Source organism: Bacteroides sp. MSK.20.12, assembly GCF_019052435.1.
In the GTDB taxonomy this organism is placed as follows: domain Bacteria; phylum Bacteroidota; class Bacteroidia; order Bacteroidales; family Bacteroidaceae; genus Bacteroides; species Bacteroides xylanisolvens.
The window spans coordinates 1-16,705 of the sequence record NZ_JAHQVH010000059.1 but is presented as its reverse complement, the minus strand read 5'-3'; the positions used below and the strand labels follow the sequence as shown (position 1 = coordinate 16,705).

At 55.2% G+C, this 16,705-nt stretch carries 13 protein-coding genes; 8 read left to right on the top strand and 5 right to left on the bottom strand.

Features of this window, described 5'->3' with window-relative positions; all coding sequences use genetic code 11:
- Window positions 1-23 precede the first annotated feature (23 nt).
- The 5 genes from KTR06_RS24820 (at window position 24) to KTR06_RS22150 (ending at window position 4,037) form a co-directional block, all read left to right on the top strand.
- Window positions 24-881, top strand: coding sequence for a helix-turn-helix transcriptional regulator (locus KTR06_RS24820; protein ID WP_005681366.1), 858 nt, complete (start codon window positions 24-26; stop codon window positions 879-881).
- 105 nt (window positions 882-986) lie between these two features.
- A complete protein-coding gene (locus KTR06_RS22165) occupies window positions 987-1,847 on the top strand; it encodes an RteC domain-containing protein (RefSeq protein WP_004303821.1) in 861 nt (286 codons plus the stop codon).
- A 398-nt stretch (window positions 1,848-2,245) separates the two neighbouring features.
- Window positions 2,246-2,557, top strand: coding sequence for a helix-turn-helix domain-containing protein (locus tag KTR06_RS22160; protein WP_004295488.1), 312 nt, complete (start codon window positions 2,246-2,248; stop codon window positions 2,555-2,557).
- A gap of 3 nt (window positions 2,558-2,560) precedes the next feature.
- Window positions 2,561-2,887 (top strand): helix-turn-helix domain-containing protein, encoded by a 327-nt coding sequence (locus KTR06_RS22155; RefSeq protein ID WP_004295487.1) that lies wholly within the window; start codon window positions 2,561-2,563, stop codon window positions 2,885-2,887.
- 136 nt (window positions 2,888-3,023) lie between these two features.
- Window positions 3,024-4,037, top strand: a complete 1,014-nt coding sequence (locus KTR06_RS22150; RefSeq protein ID WP_004295486.1) for a YhcG family protein — start codon at window positions 3,024-3,026, stop codon at window positions 4,035-4,037.
- Between the two features lie 63 nt (window positions 4,038-4,100).
- Here KTR06_RS22150 and KTR06_RS22145 read toward each other — a convergent pair whose 3' ends face one another.
- The 5 genes from KTR06_RS22145 to KTR06_RS22125 form a co-directional block, all read right to left on the bottom strand.
- Window positions 4,101-10,223: a helicase-related protein gene (locus KTR06_RS22145; protein ID WP_217290813.1), complete on the bottom strand. Its 6,123-nt coding sequence runs from the start codon at window positions 10,221-10,223 to the stop codon at window positions 4,101-4,103.
- Window positions 10,210-10,659 (bottom strand): DUF1896 family protein, encoded by a 450-nt coding sequence (locus tag KTR06_RS22140; RefSeq protein ID WP_004295482.1) that lies wholly within the window; start codon window positions 10,657-10,659, stop codon window positions 10,210-10,212. The genes KTR06_RS22145 and KTR06_RS22140 overlap by 14 nt, the downstream gene beginning before the upstream one ends.
- A gap of 143 nt (window positions 10,660-10,802) precedes the next feature.
- Entirely contained in the window at window positions 10,803-12,902 is a 2,100-nt protein-coding gene (locus tag KTR06_RS22135) for a type IA DNA topoisomerase (RefSeq protein WP_217290812.1), read from the bottom strand.
- 15 nt (window positions 12,903-12,917) lie between these two features.
- On the bottom strand, window positions 12,918-13,133 hold the full coding sequence (locus KTR06_RS22130) for a hypothetical protein (protein WP_005681363.1): 216 nt from the start codon (window positions 13,131-13,133) through the stop codon (window positions 12,918-12,920).
- A gap of 3 nt (window positions 13,134-13,136) precedes the next feature.
- On the bottom strand, window positions 13,137-14,594 hold the full coding sequence (locus tag KTR06_RS22125) for a DUF3945 domain-containing protein (protein ID WP_005681362.1): 1,458 nt from the start codon (window positions 14,592-14,594) through the stop codon (window positions 13,137-13,139).
- A gap of 87 nt (window positions 14,595-14,681) precedes the next feature.
- Between KTR06_RS22125 and KTR06_RS22120 the strand changes: the two genes are divergently transcribed.
- The 3 genes from KTR06_RS22120 to KTR06_RS22110 all read left to right on the top strand — a co-directional run bounded on the left by KTR06_RS22120 (window position 14,682) and on the right by KTR06_RS22110 (window position 16,612).
- Window positions 14,682-14,849, top strand: a complete 168-nt coding sequence (locus KTR06_RS22120; RefSeq protein WP_004303813.1) for a hypothetical protein — start codon at window positions 14,682-14,684, stop codon at window positions 14,847-14,849.
- Window positions 14,850-14,907: 58 nt separating this feature from the next.
- Window positions 14,908-16,026, top strand: a complete 1,119-nt coding sequence (locus KTR06_RS22115) for a site-specific integrase (RefSeq protein ID WP_004319196.1) — start codon at window positions 14,908-14,910, stop codon at window positions 16,024-16,026.
- A gap of 61 nt (window positions 16,027-16,087) precedes the next feature.
- On the top strand, window positions 16,088-16,612 hold the full coding sequence (locus KTR06_RS22110; RefSeq protein WP_118363239.1) for a hypothetical protein: 525 nt from the start codon (window positions 16,088-16,090) through the stop codon (window positions 16,610-16,612).
- Window positions 16,613-16,705 lie beyond the last annotated feature (93 nt).

The following is a 16,705-nucleotide window of genomic DNA, read 5'->3' as shown; positions in this document are numbered from 1 at the left end:
GCTCCGTTTTATAGAAATGACTTATGCAAACCGACTTATCCATTTACAACAGTCTTCGCCCTTCCTTTATAGAAGGCGTTCACGCCGTGAAGTTCAATGCTTTGTCGGCGGTCATATCGCGTTACCGGGATTATGCCCGCAGTTCCGAACAAATAAAAGCGTACTCGGGAGATTCTCTTCTGATGCGGGACATTGCCTCCTTGCTTGACGAAGCACCCCGTCCCATAACGGGGGAATACCAGGATTTCACCCCGTTCCTGCTTCTTCTGATGCTTTCGGAGGAGTTTCATGCCGTCCATTACGTCGAGCGTCTTGTAACGTGGTATTTCGGCTACTGTTGTGTCGATGAACTGCGGACGGTCTGCACCATTCTGTTCCAGTGTTCCTACCCGCATCACGACACGCTGCGGCTGCGGTTTAAGAATTACCTGCGTGAAGCCCGTAAGACATTGGGTATGCCCGTTGAATGTAACGCTGCTGTCATGCTGAAAATGCTCGACGCCTCTTATGAACATCTCACTCCCGCCGATGTCGGGGAGTTCGAGGAGCTGTTGCACCTGGGGGACGATTACGAGTTCATCTCCCGTGTCAAATCGAATTATCTTGCCTCGGATAACGTCACGGAACTCGCCGGGGTTTGCGGGTATTCCAGCACGATTACCTTCCGCCGGCGTTTCCAGCGGGTTTTCGGCTGCTCGGCCTCCTCGTGGTTACGTCAGCGCCGTATCGAACGTATCGGGGAGTTGCTGCGGACGACACACTACACGTTGCAGGAAATAGCCTACATGTGCGGTTTCTCCGCCCAATCCCACTTTACGGACTTTTGCAAGCGGAATATGGGGAGCAATCCCACTTCCATCCGCCAGGAAGGCCGGATCTGACATTAAAATCGGCCTCGTGATAAAAAAACGAAGAGAAAGATAAAAATCGTAATCCGCCGGTTTTTCGATTCGCTAACTTTATACGCGAAAGTAACAAGACGGATTATGATTGCATTTATAGAAAAATTAAACAGCGAAGTCCTGCGGAGTATCGAACGTATCGAATCGCGGGATACCGACGTGTTGAAAAAGTCGCTTGAAGCGTCACGTGTCCTGGGAGAAGCGTTCGACCGTTTGAAACAATATATCATCGGCTACCGTTTTCAAAACGATGACGAGGAAATAAAGTTCTTCAAAGAAATCAAACCCCGTCTTTTTTGCCGTCTGATCTATTACCGCAAGCTCTACAATATCGAGATGAACCGTCCGGTAGGAAGTATCGAGGCACAACGGGAGTACCTGGACGCCCATGTTCGGGCCATCAACGCGTACACGCAGAAACGCCTTGACTTTATCCGCTATTTCCGCAGCGGCGCTACACACCTGGACAGCCTCTATTTCCTGCGCGGGCAGACCGACACGGAGCAATACCTGGAAACCTTCTACTATGAACTCGACCCGCAGTTTTCGACAAACGCGGATTTCAAGGTGGCGAAAATCCTGGCCAACGATATGTTGTCGGTTTATCTTATGGGCGAATTGGAATCACTGGAGAGCACGAACCTCCGGAACATGGTTCTGCCATTGTCTGACGTGCGTCCGACATGGCAGGACTCGAAGACGGATCTGACGGAACTTATTTACCTGCTCGACAGTAAAGGCTGTTTCGGCAATGTGCCACTCACGCAACTTGCCAGCTACATTTCCAACGCTTTCAACGTACACCTCGACATGAACCTTTCGAGGACATTCTGCGATATGAAAATCCGAAACAACCCGACACCGTGGCTTGACAAGGCGAAAGAGGCCCTGCTTAAACGTATGCAGACGTGGAAGCGAAACAAGAAAAACGGCAATTCCGAGTAGAATATGAACCGGTAAAGCACTCTATTCCTTATAGAAACACTGATAATCAGCGTTGTATATAACAAAAGAACCGAGGTCGGTTTTCCCCCGTAACTCTCGAAAGGAACTTTCCCGAACGCCCGTATTTGCACCCGTATAAGGAGCCGATACGGGTGTTCCGTTGTAGCCCCGTCCGGATTAGAACACCGTTAAGCGTTGAATCACAGTATTCTATCGCATTTCTGCCCATAAAAATACCGAGTACGGGCCGCGGATTTCGGTAAAAAACACTGCCTTCTTCACCGCATGAACCGTTGAGAATCAGTTCACTGCAAATTATCAAAAAAAAGTCGTACCGACCTCGTTTTAAGCTGTCCATATAAGCCCGACCTTTGTAACAGACTAAAAAACAAAGGAGTATGAAAATCATAGTGATCGGTTCGCGAGCCTATAACGAGCTTGTCGGGCGTATAGAGAAAATAGAGGCTGCAATCGCCTCTCTCCCTGAAAAGGGGCGTGCATGGAATAAGGAGTATATAAACGACGAATGGATGGACGGCGAGCAGGTCTGCCGTTACCTGGGTATCAGCGGGCGTACCCTTCAACGCCTCCGCTCGGATCACGTGATCACCTATTCGGCCATCAACCGGAAGCTGTATTATTCCCTCACGGAAATCCGCCGTGTGCTGAAGGAGCGTTCCGTGCGGCGCAAGAACCAACCAAAGGAGTAGGCCATGTTTCTGGACAAGGAATATTTCGACGGATGGATGCAGCGGCTCTCGGAACGGCTGGAACGTATCGAGAAGCTGTGCGCGGGGGACGTGGAGCAACCGCTTTCCATCCTGCCTGACGGGGAGCGTCTTCTGGACAATTACGACCTGTGCCGTATGCTCAATATCAGCAAGCGCACACTCCAGCGTTACCGCACCTCGGGAGAGCTGCCTTACGAGATGATCTATCACAAGACCTTCTACCGGGAATCGGACGTCCTGCGGTTCATCGAGCGTAACTTCAGTAATTTCCGCAAGCTGAAAAAGGATCGTCCTGCCGGTTCCGGTTAGGCCCTGTCCCGAGAGTCCGGCGTCATGGAAAAACGCGGAGATACATGGAATAAGGCACGACAAGGCGGTACAACCGCTCGATATTTGCCGTAAAATCAGTATGTTTGCTGAATGAAGCCTATATAATAATGAAGCAATGAAAGAAACTGATAAAATATATCCTGCCGACAAAGGGGAGGAAGAGCTGCTGCATAATGTGCGCCATATCTTGCAGGAAGCGCGCGCGAAGGTGATACATCATGTCAATTCGACCCTCGTGAGGGCTTACTGGCAGGTAGGGAAATACATAGTGGAGTACGAGCAGCAGGGAACCGACCGTGCCGGATATGGCAAGGCTGTCATCAACACCCTTTCCAGGCGGCTCGTGGCGGAGTTCGGAAACGGGTTCACGGCCACCAACCTGCGGTACATGAGGCAGTTTTACCAGTGCTACCCGAAATATCACACGCTGTGTGATAAATTGAGCTGGTCGCATTGCCGCACGCTTCTCAAGGTGTCGGGCGATGCCGCCCGTGATTTTTACCTGCACGAGTGCGTCAAGGAAAACTGGAGTGTCCGGCAGCTCGACCGCCAAATCAACACGCTTTTCTATGACCGCCTGCTGGCCAGCCGAGACAAGAAAGCTGTGAAAGAGGAGATTTCCCGTACCGAACCCGGACGTGTCGAACCCAAAGAGATCATCCGCGACCCGTATATCCTGGAGTTTCTCGGTATCCCGCAGGGAGAGCATTTTCTGGAAACCGATCTGGAGCAACTGCTCATCAGCCGCTTGCAGCGCTTGATGCTCGAACTCGGGAAAGGCTTCGCCTTCGTCGCGCGACAGAAGCGTATCTCCTTCGATGACAAGCATTTCTACATCGACCTGGTCTTTTACAATTACCTGGCCCGTTGTTTCGTTTTAATAGACCTTAAATCCGGGGAGCTGACCCATCAGGATTTGGGGCAGATGCAGATGTATGTCAATTACTACACCCGTGAGTTGATGAATCCCGGGGATAACCCTCCGGTGGGTATCGTCCTCTGCGCGGAGAAAAACGACGCGGTCGTCCGTTATACGCTGCCCGAAGATGAAAAGCAGGTCTTCGCCGCCCAGTACATGACCTATCTTCCCACGCAGGAGGAGCTGCAAACACTCTTGCAGGAAGTGTGACGACAACGCTCACGGACATATGAAAAAAGCCGATGGAAATCTGTACTTCCGTCGGCTTTTCGTTTACATCTTGATCCCTTTCTTCGCAGGGCCGTTCTCCGGCGGGCTGCCCACGCCCGCGATCACGATGCGCCCCCCGGAGGCGTCGGCAATCTGCCGCAGCCGGGAAGGAATACGGGCCGCCGTGTTGTCTTCCTTCGGGAGCTCTTCCGCCGTGTCATGCCGTTCCCGGCACACGTCGTTATCCTCCTCCGCCTCCTTTCCCTCGCTCTCTTCTATCGGTTTGAGGCTTTGCTGTATCCTGCGGTCTATTTCCGTCAGGTCAGCTTTTAGGGCCGTCAGTTCGGGCTCCTTGCGCCAGGAACTTTCCACCACTTCCCGCAGGACGGGAATATCTTTCTCCAGTTCCTCATTCTTTTTCCGGAATTTCTCCAGTGTCGGCTCGATGGTCGCGAGCGCGTGGATGAAGTTCATCGCCGCCAGTCGCGGGTCGGAGGCGATATTCCCGTAGTTATACTGGTATAGATAATCCCCTTCACCCCGGACATAAAAACGGTTCTGCACCAGGTCGAGCCCGTCTTTCCCGGTCGTTTCGCTCTGGACGAGCAGCTCGAACCCGTAGAGGCTCCCGATGGGTTCGAGCCTGTCGAGCGTGCGTGCTGTTTCGGCGATATGGTTGAGCTGTTTCCCGATGAGCTTGGGGTCGGAGGTTTCCAGCCCGTTCAGTTTCACGGGATTGCGGTACGAGCCGTCCTCGTTGAACTCGACGCGGGCCTTGAAGTGTTCCAGATCCTTGCCGATACGCCGTATCAGGTCGTTGTTCTTCTCTATCTTCTCCGTGATCTGCTCCAGCTTGTAGCGGCTCGATGATTTGCCGCGCACGAATGCCTGGCGTTCGCTTTCGAGCGTGGCAATCTTCTTCTCCAGGCGGGCTTTGTCCAGCAGGTCTGTATTTCCCGAGAGGACGGCGACATACTCGGAAAAATTCATGCCGCTCTTTTCGTCGATGGCCCCCTCGTCGATGGTACGGCTTCCCATGTTGTTGGTCTTGAGCTGGCGGATGAACAGTTGCTTGTTGTGCAACAGCCCGAACTTGTAGGCGTCGAGCGACTTCTCGACGGCGTATAATATCACGTCCACCTTGTTGTCGGCATGGAGTTTGGCGATCTCGTTCCCGGTGCGTATTCCCCGCCCGTCGCGCTGCTCCAGGTCGCTGGGACGCCAGGGGCAGTCCAGGTGGTGTATCGCCACGCAGCGTTTCTGCGCGTTCACTCCCGTCCCGAGCATCTCGGTCGATCCGAAGAGTACGCGGATTTTTCCGGTGTTCATACCGGCGATCATCTCCTTGCGCGCTTTTTCCGAGGTCGCCTCCTGGATGAACCGCACCTCGCTTTGGGGTATGCCGTAATCCTCCGCGAGTTTACGCCGTATCTCGGAATAGACGTTCCACCCCGCTCCGGGTTTGTAGGTTCCCAGGTCGGAGAATACGAACTGCGTACCTTTGTACGCCTCGAAACGGCGGTAGTAACCGGCAATCATACGGGCGCAGTGGCTCGCCTTGTTGTCCACGTGGTCGCTGTATAGTTCGGGGTCTATCATACGCATATCGAGCGACATCTTGCGGGCGTAGTCTGTGGCAATGAGCATTTTCGCCTTTTCCTCCCGCTCCGAGAGCGGCAGGCGGCCCAGGAGCGTGGCATCGCCCGATTTGGCGAACTGCACCAGTCGTTCTATGAACTCCGTCTGCTGGGGTGTCGGCGGGATATTGTGCAATATCTCGTTCTTTTGCGGTCGGTCGATCCCTATATCCTCCGCCGAGCGGTAATCTGTAATCTCGGAGTAGAACATGGCCAGTTCGGGAACCTTGATGAAATATCGGAACCGTTCTTTCTGCACGACCTCGTTGGTCACGGAAAACTCGTAGTCGATGGTTTTCTTGGCAAATATGGCCTCCCAGGCATCGAAGGTGCGGATATTCTGACGCTCCAGCTCCTTCGGGCGCAGGTACTTGAAAAGCAGGTACAGTTCCGTGAGCGAGTTGGAGATGGTCGTTCCCGAGAGGAACGTCGCCCCCAGGTCGCGGCCCGTGCGCTGCTGTATGGTACGCAGCGCGAAAAGCATGTTGAGCGCCCGCTGCGACCCCTCGGGATTTCCGAGGCCCGCCACCCGGTCATGCCGGGTCGTGAAAGTCAGGTTCTTGAATTTATGGCTCTCGTCCACGTAGAGGTGGTCGATACCCATGAGGCGGAAGTCCACGGCGTCGTCCTTGCGTGTTTCCAGCGCGTGCGCCACCTTCTGCAACTTGGCTTCCAGGTTGGCCTTGCGTTTCTGACACCCTTTCATCATGGCGCGGGAAACGTCCCTGCCTTGTGCTTTGAGCACTTCGAGGTTCTCCTCCACACAGTCCAGCTCGGCCTGCAATATCTCCTGCTGTATCTCCGGAGACTGGGGTATCATGCCGAACTGTTCGTGCGAGAGGATCACGGCGTCCCAGTCGTTGTTGCGTATCTCCCGGAAGATGCGCTCACGCTTCCGGGGCGTGAAATCCTCCTTGCCCGGGTAGAGGACTTTGGCCATCGGGTAAGCGGTACAGAACGTCCGGGCTATTTCATGGATGTTGGCTTTCAGCCCGATAATCATGGGTTTATTGGCCAGCCCGAGGCGTTTCTTCTCGTAGGCCCCGCAGCACATGATGAGGGTCTTTCCGCCGCCCACCTCGTGGTCGATTATCCCGCCGCCGAGCAGTTTGTCCATCCATATCGCGTCCTTCTGGCTGTCATACAGATTGTCTATTCCCAGCCCCTTGAGGTCGAGGTCGGGGAATTCCTGGTGCGTCCCGTCGTACTTCGGGCGCACGTAACAGTTGAAAGTACGGTTATAGAGGTCTGTCAGGCGGTCTTTGAAGTCGGACGACTGCTCGCGCAGCCATTCGGGGAAAGCACCCCGGATCTCGTCTATCTTGCTGTTGGCGAGCTGTATGGCCTCCCCGTCACGCACTTTGACCTCCCGCCGTTCGCCGTCCACCCATTTGAGGACGGTCTTGGTGATGTCGGGCGAAGTGTTTTGCAGGGCGTGTTTCAAAAGGTGCAGGCCGTTGTACTTACGGGTCTGCGCGCTGACGGCATACTGCTCCGTGATCTTCACGTTCGTCGCTTCCGCCTTCACGCCGTACTCGTCCAGGTTGGAGGCGAAGGTGATCTTCACCTCCGTATCGAAGAGCGAGGAGGCGAAACGCTCGTAAACACCTTTTGGAATCCACCGTTCGCCCAGGTTGAAGTCCAGGTCGTCGAAAGCGATGGGTTTGGGCGTCGCCTCGCGCAGAGCCTCCAGCGATTCCCGGGCCGGGGCGTGGTCGGGATTCTCCCGCAGGAACGCCTCGATCCGTTCGGCTTTCCCGATGACATTGCCGGCGATGAACTTGTCGGCAACCTCGTAGCCGTCCGTTTCCGGGTTGTAATAGATACGTCCTTTCAGTTCCCCGAGTATTCCCTCCACGGTAGTTCCCGTGAGCGAGGCCATGTAGTGCGGTTCCACCCGGCCGTACTTGTTCAGGCTGGCCACAAGGGCCTCCGAAGCGTCGTCGGCGTGCGTGATCTCATCGGGATTGAAGGCCACGGGACGCTCGAAGATGTCGGCTTTGCGTGCCTTGCCGTCGATGTAACGCTCCAGCGATAGAATCTCCGTCCCCCGCGCGTCCATCTTGATCAGGTCGAGGTTGCGTTTGTCATTGAGCCGTCCGAAGCGTTCGGTGAAATTGTCGTAAAGCCGGTTGAGCATCTCCCGCAGGGCGGGGTTCGCCGTCAGCGTTTCCGCCTCGTTGTTATAAAGGTGGTAATAGGCATCGCGTATCTCGATATACATGGAGGCTTTCGTCCGTTGTGCAGGCGTGAGTTCCAGCGGGTGGAACATGGGTTGCAGGGATTCAATCCCCCGCAGGTAGCCGACCCGGTTTTGTCCGTCCGTGACGAGTGTCCCTTCGCGGAAATAGGGGGCGACCTCACCCTCGAACGGGCGGGGTTTCATATCCGCCTCCCGTATCTGCGGCATTTCTTTACCGGGTTCTTCCTCCTCCGGATTGTCCGGCGTGTCGAACAGGCTGCCCGTTCTCGGCGTACCGGCGGCTTGTTTCCGTCTGTCTTTCGGGGCTTCCGTCGGGGGGCGTACCGCCTGCCGTTCCCGCTGTTCCGGGGTTTCCTGCTGCCGGGCGTTTTGCCGGCGCAATTCCGCCCTCCGTTCCGGGGTAAGCGACATCATCATCTCGTAAAAGCCGTTGATCGGCGGGTTGTCCTCCCAGTTCAGGGAGGCATACAAGTCTTCGGGATCACGCTCCGGTGGCGTCGTTTTCGGCATTTCGCTCTTCTGTTCCTCCGGAGAGGAGGCCGGGGCGAATAACGAGGGTTGCCGGGGCGTCTTCCGCTTTGCTCCCCGGCGGCTGTTCCTTTTCTTGGATATACCGAGTTCTGCCTGCCGCCGCTCCTCGGCGCTGAAGCCGAACAGATCGTAGAGCGTCAGCAACGGTTCCTGCTGCACGTTTACCGGTTCGGCAGCTTGGGTGGCAGGTACGGGAGCCGCCGTTTCCACCGTGTCGAAAAGCGACCCGGCGAAGCCCTCCTGCGGTTTCGGTTCCGTTGTTCCGCCCACGTGCTGCACGGGAGTATCTGCCATGCCGAAATCTTCGGGTTTCGGCGGGTGCTGCTCCCACAAGCGATTCTCCCGCTCTTTCGACCAGGCCCCGAAGTCGGCCAGATCCTCTCCGGTCGGTTCTCCGGCGGGAGTGGCGGCAGAATCCGGTAACGCTTGTCCGGGTTTGTTTTCGATTCGGGTAATCTCCCCGGTTTCGGTATCGACATGGTAGCCCTGCGCCGCCATTTCGGCGACGACGCGGCGTTTTTCCTCCTCTTCCCGCTGCTGCTGAAGGTTACGGGCGTCGGCTATAATCTCCTTGACGATTTCTCCGGCAAGGCGGGGCTCGTGTCTTTCGGCACGCTGGCGTTCCGCCTGACGGGGACGGGACAATTCCCGCTCCGGTGTACCGGGTGTCTGTTCCGGAGCATGTTCCAGGCAATAACTCTCGTTGAAATGCCGGTTGAAATCCTCTGAGAGCATACGCCGCATCTCCCGGTCGATGCCGTCCACGCCCTCCGCGTGGGTGAACTCCATCGCCGGTTTGCCGTAGGGGTCTTTGCCTACTTTGGCCTCGGTATGGATCACCCTGTCGAACGACTGGAAAAGGTTGTTTATCCGGATGCCGTTCGACAGCTTGCGGGATTCGATGAAATCCCGCTGCCGTTCGGACAGTTCCCCCGTGGCGGCTTTCTTTTGCAGGATAACCAGGTCGCTGCCGACCTCCGTCCCCGCGTGTTCTGTAAAGAGGTTGTTCGGCAGCCGGATGGCCGATACGGGCTCGCAGCGGTTCATCAGCCACTCGCGCACGGGGCGTCCCTGCTCGGCGTTCAATACTCCCTGCGAGGTGATGAATGCCACCAGGCCGCCCTCGCGTACCATATCGACGGACTTCATGAAAAAATAGTTGTGCAGCGCCCGTGTGCCTTGCCGCCGCACGGGGTCGGTATGGGTGGAGAAGAACGGGTCGAAGAGCGCCACGTCCCCGAAAGGGATGTTGCTCACGGCCACGTCGTAGTAACCGGCGTATTTGGGTTCGATACGTTCGAATCCCTGTACCCGCACCCGTTTTTCGGGGTGCAGGTGCTTCAGGATCAACCCCGTGGCGGGGTCTTTCTCGAAGCAGGTGATCTCCGCGTAGGGGTCGTGGAAATCCACGGCATTGACGAAAACCCCCGTTCCCGCGCTGGGGTCAAGAATACGTTGGGGGGCGATCCGCGTATCCCATATCGCCTCCACGATGGCGTCTGCCACTTTCGGGGGCGTGTAAAAAGCCGTCAGGACGGAGTTCTTGATCCCGTCCATGTAGCGCTTGTATTCCCGTTCGTCGGGGGTGTTCGCCCTGATGACCTCTTGCAACTCGGCCACGAGCGTTGCCATGCCGTCCTTGTCCGGTTTCCCGGTGGGGTTTTCCAGCACTTCCTTGATGGCGCCGAAGCCGCTGTATGCGCCGAGTGTCCTTTCTTCTTCGGGAGTCGGCGCCCGCCGTTCCCTGTCGAGCGTGAAGGCCGTCTTCAGCGCGTCGATATTCTGGCGGAGGTGGGTTTTCTTATTGAATGCCATCTTCGAGAAGTATTTGGACGGTTCCCGTCAGTTCGGTATAGAACAGTTCATAGTCGGGCGTGTCGGCGAAGTCGTCCGTGAGGTCGTACTTCTCCAGCACCCCGCGGCAGAGGGGCAGCAGGCGTAGAGCCGCCTGCCGGGCGGTATCCTCGGGAATCTCCGCCTCGAATTCCCTCCAGAGGATGTTTACCAGCGTGTTGTAGGGTGAAAAGTGCAGTCCGCGGCAGAGTTCCTCGCGGGCAATTTCTTCGGCCTCGATGTGGTTGCAGCCCGAACGGATCGCCTCGCTGTACGCTTGGGCGGCGCTGTCGGCCCGCTCGGCGATGAACTCACTTTCGGCGATGAGTTCCGGGTGGCTGTCCTTGAGGTAGGATAGTAACGAAAGTCCGTAATAGGACAATTCCCCCGTGGGGGTATGGTGTTGCTTGTCTGGCATGATAAGAATTTTTAGTGGTCGTTGATAATCGGGGAAGAGAAAGGCGCCCCGGGTTCCCACCCGAAGCGCCGACCACTGAAAAAATCCTTATCAAACAAGCGTATCTCGTTATGACAGGTCTTTTCCAGTGGCAAAGGTAACGATTATTTCCGTTTGTTCCTCTTTCCCTGCCTGGGAGTATCGCGCGGTTCGAAAACGAACGAGGTCTTGAACTGGTCATCGAGCGTGAGGGCCGCGTCGAACGTCCCGCCGCCGTTTTTGACGAATCCCCGGATCGTGCCGGTTTTGCCTTTGGTCAGCAGTTCCGCGAGCTGCTTGTCGGTCAGCTCCTTGCGGGCCACGGTTCTCCATACGGTCAGGCCGCAATCGGGATTCTGACACTTGGCGAGTTTGGGATAGAACACCACGGGCCTGCCGCAACGCGGGCAGGCTGTGTCACTCTCCGCGCCGTCGATTCTTGCTTCCAGCAGTTCTTTGGCGATTTGCGAGGCGAAGACCTCGATACCGCGATGGAACGTCGGGGCGTCCATCTCCCCGGTGGCGATCTTCGAGAGGGCCAGTTCCCAGCCGCCCGTCATGGCGACATCGGCGATCTTCTTGTCCCTGACCACGGCATACACGGCCAGTCCCTTGTCCGTGGGTACAAGCGACTTTTTCTCTCGCCTGACATACTCGCGGGCAAAGAGCGTTTCGATGATGGCGGCACGGGTGGCGGGCGTGCCGATGCCGGCATCCTTCATCGCCTCGCGTTCGGCCTCGTCGGACAGTTCGCGTCCGGCGGTTTCCATCGCCGCCAGCAGGCTCGATTCCGTGTGAAGGGGGCGCGGCCGGGTCTGTTTCTGTTCCGTGCCGCATCCTTTGACGGGCAGCTCGTCGCCTTGCACGATGTCGGGAAGGAGGGTCATGTCCTCCTCTTTCTCCTCGACAGGTTCATTCAGGACGGCCCGCCAGCCCGTCTCGACCATGATACTGCCGCGGGCCGTGAAATCATGTCCCGCGCTTTGCAGGGTAAGGGAAGTGTTTTCTTTCACGCAGGCCCCGGAAAAGGTTTCGAGCATCCGCCCCGCGACCATCTCATAGACGATGCGGTGGTCGGCATCCAGTTCGGAAGGGAGGTTCTCGGTGGGAAGCAGCGCGTGGTGGTCGGCGATCTTTTCGTTGTCCACGCTTCGGCGGGAGAGAGATGCGGTATCCATCCTGCCCGCGTATTCCGCGAAACGGGGATAGCGTGTCATGTTCCCGATGAGTGCCGGAATCTCCTCGGCCACATCTTCCGATATATAGCGTGAGCCGGTACGGGGATAAGTGATGAACTTCTTCTCGTAAAGCGACTGGGCGATGTCGAGCGTTTTTTCTGCCGAAAAACCATACCGACTGTTGGCCTCTTTCTGGAGTGTCGTCAGGTCGTACAAGAGAGGCGGCTGTTCCCTGGCCTCCTTGCGCTCCACGTTCACGACGCGTACCGTTCGGGCGCCGATAACCTCGGCGCGGGCTGCTTCCGCCTTCTCCCTGCCGTCGAATTTCTCCGTGGAGAGGACGGTGAACTCCGTGCCCTCCTTTGCCGTGGAGAGCTTCAGCCGGAAATAGGCGGCGGGCTTGAACGCCTTGTTCTCCAGGTAACGGGAGCAGATGATCGCCAGCGTGGGGGTCTGCACCCGTCCGAGCGACCAGACACCCCGCCCGGCAGCCACGGCAAGCGCTTGCGAGGCGTTGATACCGACGATCCAGTCGGCTTCGCTGCGGGCTTTGGCCGAGAGGTAGAGGTTGTCGTATTCGTTGCCGGGGCGGAGGTGTTGTAACCCCTCGCGAATGGCCCGGTCGGTCAGGCTGCTGATCCATAACCGCACGAAAGGGGTGCGGCATTCCAGGTAAGAGTAGATGTAGCGGAAGATCAGCTCCCCTTCACGCCCCGCGTCGGTCGCGACGATGATGCGCTCGGCCATGCCGAACAATTCCCGGAGAATACCGAGCTGCTTCACGACACCCGGGTCGGCCTTATACTCTTTACCCTCCCGAACCTGCCGGGGCAGGAGGATGAACGATGATGGCAGGATAGGCAGGTTTTCCCGGCGGAAACCCGCGATGCCATACTGTTGGGGCATTGCCAGCCCGACCAGGTGGCCGAAGGCCCAGGTTACGGCGTAGCCGTTTCCCTCGATAAAACCGTCTTTACGGTTCGTGGCTCCCACGATGGCGGCGATCTCACGCGCCACCGAGGGCTTTTCTGCGATAATTACTTGCATGATGATTCGGATTTTTCAGTGGTTGTTTTCTTGTTGTTCTTCTTCTTTCTCTTTTTCCGGACGGGCGATCAGCCGGCGGTCGTAATAGACATGGTTGCCGTTCCCGTCGTAATACAGCCGTCCGTCGTCCGCCTTCTCCGGGGGGCTGCGTTTACCCGGCCGGAGGTACAAGGCAGCCAGCGCCGCGATCAGGAGCGGCATGGCTCCGGCCTGCATGTAGAACCATTTCATACGTTATACCTTGGCACCTTTGGAGTTGCTCTTTTTGCTGCTGCGGTAATTTTTCTTCTGCGCCGGGGTGGCCTCCTGCTGTCCCTGCTTGAGCGGCTCTTTCACACCTTTGACCGCTTCGACGGTCTTGCCCTCGGAATTGACGGCGACCTGGGTACGGCTTTCAACGGCGGGTTTGACCTCCGCCCCCTGCCGTTTCGCACGGTCGGGATTCCAGCGGAAGAAGTCCATCTTGTTACGCTCGAAGTTGGGCTTGACCCAGGCGTTGAACGGCTCACCCTGCCCGTCCTTGACCATGCCCTTGATGTAGAAAGCCTTGACATCCGCCCGCTTGGAGGGATCATTCACCGCTTCCGTCCACTGGTCATAAGCCTCTTTGGGCACGGAGGCTTTGAGGATTGTCCGGTGAATCGTGAGCGTGGGCTGTCGTTCGGAGGCCGTAGTTTCCTGCCGTCCGTTTTTCTCGGCGGCCTTCTGGCGGTAAATCTCCTTGTTCTCCTGGGCGTAGCGGTTGCGATCCAAACCGTCGTAGGTAAAGGAATAGTTACGTTCGGCCGCGTCGATTTGGATATAGGCATCCCGCTTATAACCCGCGCGGGTGGTATATCCTTCGAGCAACACCTTGCCGCCGCCGTAGAAATCCATCTGCTTGCCTTCCGAGAGGTCGGCCTCCTTGATGCGGGCACGTTTTTCGAGTAACGAAACGGGCATGGGTTCCAGCGTGTTCGTCCATTTGTCTATCGACACGTAGCAGGGCGTGAGCTTGCCCGGCTCCAGCTCCAGGTCGATCACTTTCCCGGCATGACGGGTGTTCATCAGGTTCGTTTTCGCCTCCTCATCGAGCAGCACCCCGTGGAAGGGGGCGTCGAGGTCGGGTCGTTCCTGCCAGTAATGCGGCACGACGCGCAGCGAGCCGTCCGCCTGCTCTTCGAGCGACACGCGCCCTTTGGTGGAAACACGCATCCCGTTCTCCAGTTCGGGGTTCATCTCCACCAGCCCGTTGGATTTATGTCCGTAAGACATGGCTTTCAGGTGCGGCTCGATGTCCTCCATGCGGATACCTTTCTTCTCCATATCCGCCAGGTCTATCTTCGTGACGTCCAGCGGCTCGAACTGCCGCTGCTCCTGCGTCTGGAGCCGTTCGGAGGGGTCGATACGGTAATTTTCCAGAATCTCCGGGTCGAAGTCGATGCGGATAAGTTTGTTCAGGGCATTCTCCGTCATGACGAAGATACCCGTGTGGACGGGGTTCTGGGCCTGTTCCATGAACTTTTTGAAGAAGGCTTCGAGGGCTGAATCCTGCGTGTTCACGTTCAGCAGGCTCGCCACGTTCTGATCCGTGGGGTCGGCGGTCTGGATATTGCCGTCCTGATCCACGCCGGTAACGGCTTGTAGTCGTCCGTCGTCGGCATTCTGAACGAGCATGACTTGTTTAGCGTCGTTCTTTACGTTTTCGTCCATAATTACGAGTGTTTTTAGTTAGCACCAATAGCGATGCGGGAACGAAAGTAAGGGGAACCGGCTGAACGTAAAAGAGTTGGAAAGGCTATGGAAGCATCGGGCACAGAAGTGGCCGCTTGTGGCGCAGGGCAGAGGAAATCGGAGAAACGGAGTGCCGGGAAGGACGGATTTGGCAGAGGGTATTTTCGTGGCTCCTCACCTTATTTGTCAGGTAGTCGGGATCTATTGTTAAATGTCAATAAAGCGCATGGATAACCCGTGTTTTTTTATAAATTTGCGAAAACGGGTTTCAATATCCGACAAAACGTGAGGCATGGAAATATATACCCCAAAAACCAAGATCAAACTTTCTCCGGTGATAAGAAACGGGAGAGAATTTGTCGAAGTGACTTTCGGTAATGACAATGACATCCGCTTGTCGCTGTCGAAGGAAGAAAACGTACTGCTTGTCGGCGGCAGGGCTTATCTGCCGGCAGAAGATTTCGTGCTTGCCGAGTTCTTCGACCGCTATGTAAAAATGGCGTTTATAGACTATTCTGCCATCAAGGAAACCGCACCCCGTAAAGAGGAAGACAAACGGCCGCCACTGCCGGAAGGCTATCTGGAAAAACTTCAGCAAGTGCGTTACAGTGACCATACCGTAAGGGTATATACCTCCTATTTCCGCGATTTCCAACAGCATTTCGAGGGGCGTAAGATTGAAACGGTTACTCCCGGCGAGATAAACGACTACCTGCTGTATCTCATCCACGAGAAAAACATATCCTCCTGCCAGCAAAACCAGCGTATCAACGCCATCAAGTTCTATTACGAGAAAGTTCTCGGTCAGGAACGGCGGTGTTACAAGGTGAACCGTGCCAAACGGGAGAAGACGCTGCCCGACGTGTTGAGCAAGGAGGAAATAAAGAAAATACTCGACGTGACGGTGACAGACCTGCGTTTCTTCTGTATGTTCTCCATACTCTATTCCGCAGGGTTGCGCATCAGCGAACTGCTGGAACTGAAACCCGGCGACATCAACGAATCCCGCTCCCTGATACGGGTGCGGCAGGGTAAAGGGAAAAAAGACCGCTACACCCTGCTGTCAAGACCGTTGATGAAAAAGCTGACGGAATATAACAGACTATACAAACCGAAAGTGTGGCTTTTTGAACACAGACCGGGAGAACCTTTCACCGAGAGTATCGTGTCGAAACGGCTGAAGGCAGCGGCCCGGGAAGCGGGAATCACGAAACGGATTTATCCGCACCTGCTGCGCCATTCGTTCGCCACTCACCTGCTGGAGCAGGGAACCGACATCAAGATAGTGAAAGAGCTTATGGGACATAACAATATCAAGACGACAGAAAGGTATGTCCACATAGCCGACACTTTCAAAAGCAATATCAAAAGCCCGTTGGACGATCTGTTGATGGAGGAAGACGAGGTCTGATACTTAAAGAAAATAACAGCCAAATCGGCTGATAGTATAACATTACTAACTTGCAAGAAATATGGTAAATCGAATAGAAATTGAAAGACTACTTCAAAGTAAAGAATTGAAGGAACTATGGCAAACAATTCAACAAGAGTTGCCACAACTTCATTTTTGTGAAGAAAATGACTTTTGGGAGGAAGCACGAATTGATTACCTTGAAAATTATATCTCCGAATGTAATACTTTGCTCTGTAATTGCAACTTTCAAGAAATATCAATAAAAGATTTATATACTTATCTTTCATCGTATAGTTTTGAAGTTTTTTGTAAACAGGATTTATTGGAAACTGAAAATACTGAAATTGTTATAGATGAATCAGAGCGAGAGTATATAGTAAAAGAACTTGAAATGTCAGAGGATGAATATAAGCAACGCTGTAAAACGTATGACATTCTTGAAGTTGCGAATCGTTCAATAGATTATTATTTATTGACTAAACATCCGGATATTTTACTTGAATATTATAAATTGCAAGGATATGAAGAACCGGAACAGATGTTCAAAGATAAAATGAATCTCTATTCGATGTGTAAACGTTAGTAACAAACAGCACTACTGCTTAAAGCGGAACGCTGCCGAACATTACCGATAATAATAAAAACAAAGAAAATATGAACGAACGATATGCCAAAT

What these genes read in the sequence shown, in the direction of transcription:
- KTR06_RS24820 (WP_005681366.1), top strand. Translation starts at nt 24, where the DNA reads ATGCAAACCGACTTATCCATTTACAACAGTCTTCGCCCTTCCTTTATA.
- KTR06_RS22165 (WP_004303821.1), top strand. Translation starts at nt 987, where the DNA reads ATGATTGCATTTATAGAAAAATTAAACAGCGAAGTCCTGCGGAGTATC.
- KTR06_RS22160 (WP_004295488.1), top strand. Translation starts at nt 2,246, where the DNA reads ATGAAAATCATAGTGATCGGTTCGCGAGCCTATAACGAGCTTGTCGGG.
- KTR06_RS22155 (WP_004295487.1), top strand. Translation starts at nt 2,561, where the DNA reads ATGTTTCTGGACAAGGAATATTTCGACGGATGGATGCAGCGGCTCTCG.
- KTR06_RS22150 (WP_004295486.1), top strand. Translation starts at nt 3,024, where the DNA reads ATGAAAGAAACTGATAAAATATATCCTGCCGACAAAGGGGAGGAAGAG.
- KTR06_RS22145 (WP_217290813.1), bottom strand. Translation starts at nt 10,223, where the DNA reads ATGGCATTCAATAAGAAAACCCACCTCCGCCAGAATATCGACGCGCTG.
- KTR06_RS22140 (WP_004295482.1), bottom strand. Translation starts at nt 10,659, where the DNA reads ATGCCAGACAAGCAACACCATACCCCCACGGGGGAATTGTCCTATTAC.
- KTR06_RS22135 (WP_217290812.1), bottom strand. Translation starts at nt 12,902, where the DNA reads ATGCAAGTAATTATCGCAGAAAAGCCCTCGGTGGCGCGTGAGATCGCC.
- KTR06_RS22130 (WP_005681363.1), bottom strand. Translation starts at nt 13,133, where the DNA reads ATGAAATGGTTCTACATGCAGGCCGGAGCCATGCCGCTCCTGATCGCG.
- KTR06_RS22125 (WP_005681362.1), bottom strand. Translation starts at nt 14,594, where the DNA reads ATGGACGAAAACGTAAAGAACGACGCTAAACAAGTCATGCTCGTTCAG.
- KTR06_RS22120 (WP_004303813.1), top strand. Translation starts at nt 14,682, where the DNA reads ATGGAAGCATCGGGCACAGAAGTGGCCGCTTGTGGCGCAGGGCAGAGG.
- KTR06_RS22115 (WP_004319196.1), top strand. Translation starts at nt 14,908, where the DNA reads ATGGAAATATATACCCCAAAAACCAAGATCAAACTTTCTCCGGTGATA.
- KTR06_RS22110 (WP_118363239.1), top strand. Translation starts at nt 16,088, where the DNA reads ATGGTAAATCGAATAGAAATTGAAAGACTACTTCAAAGTAAAGAATTG.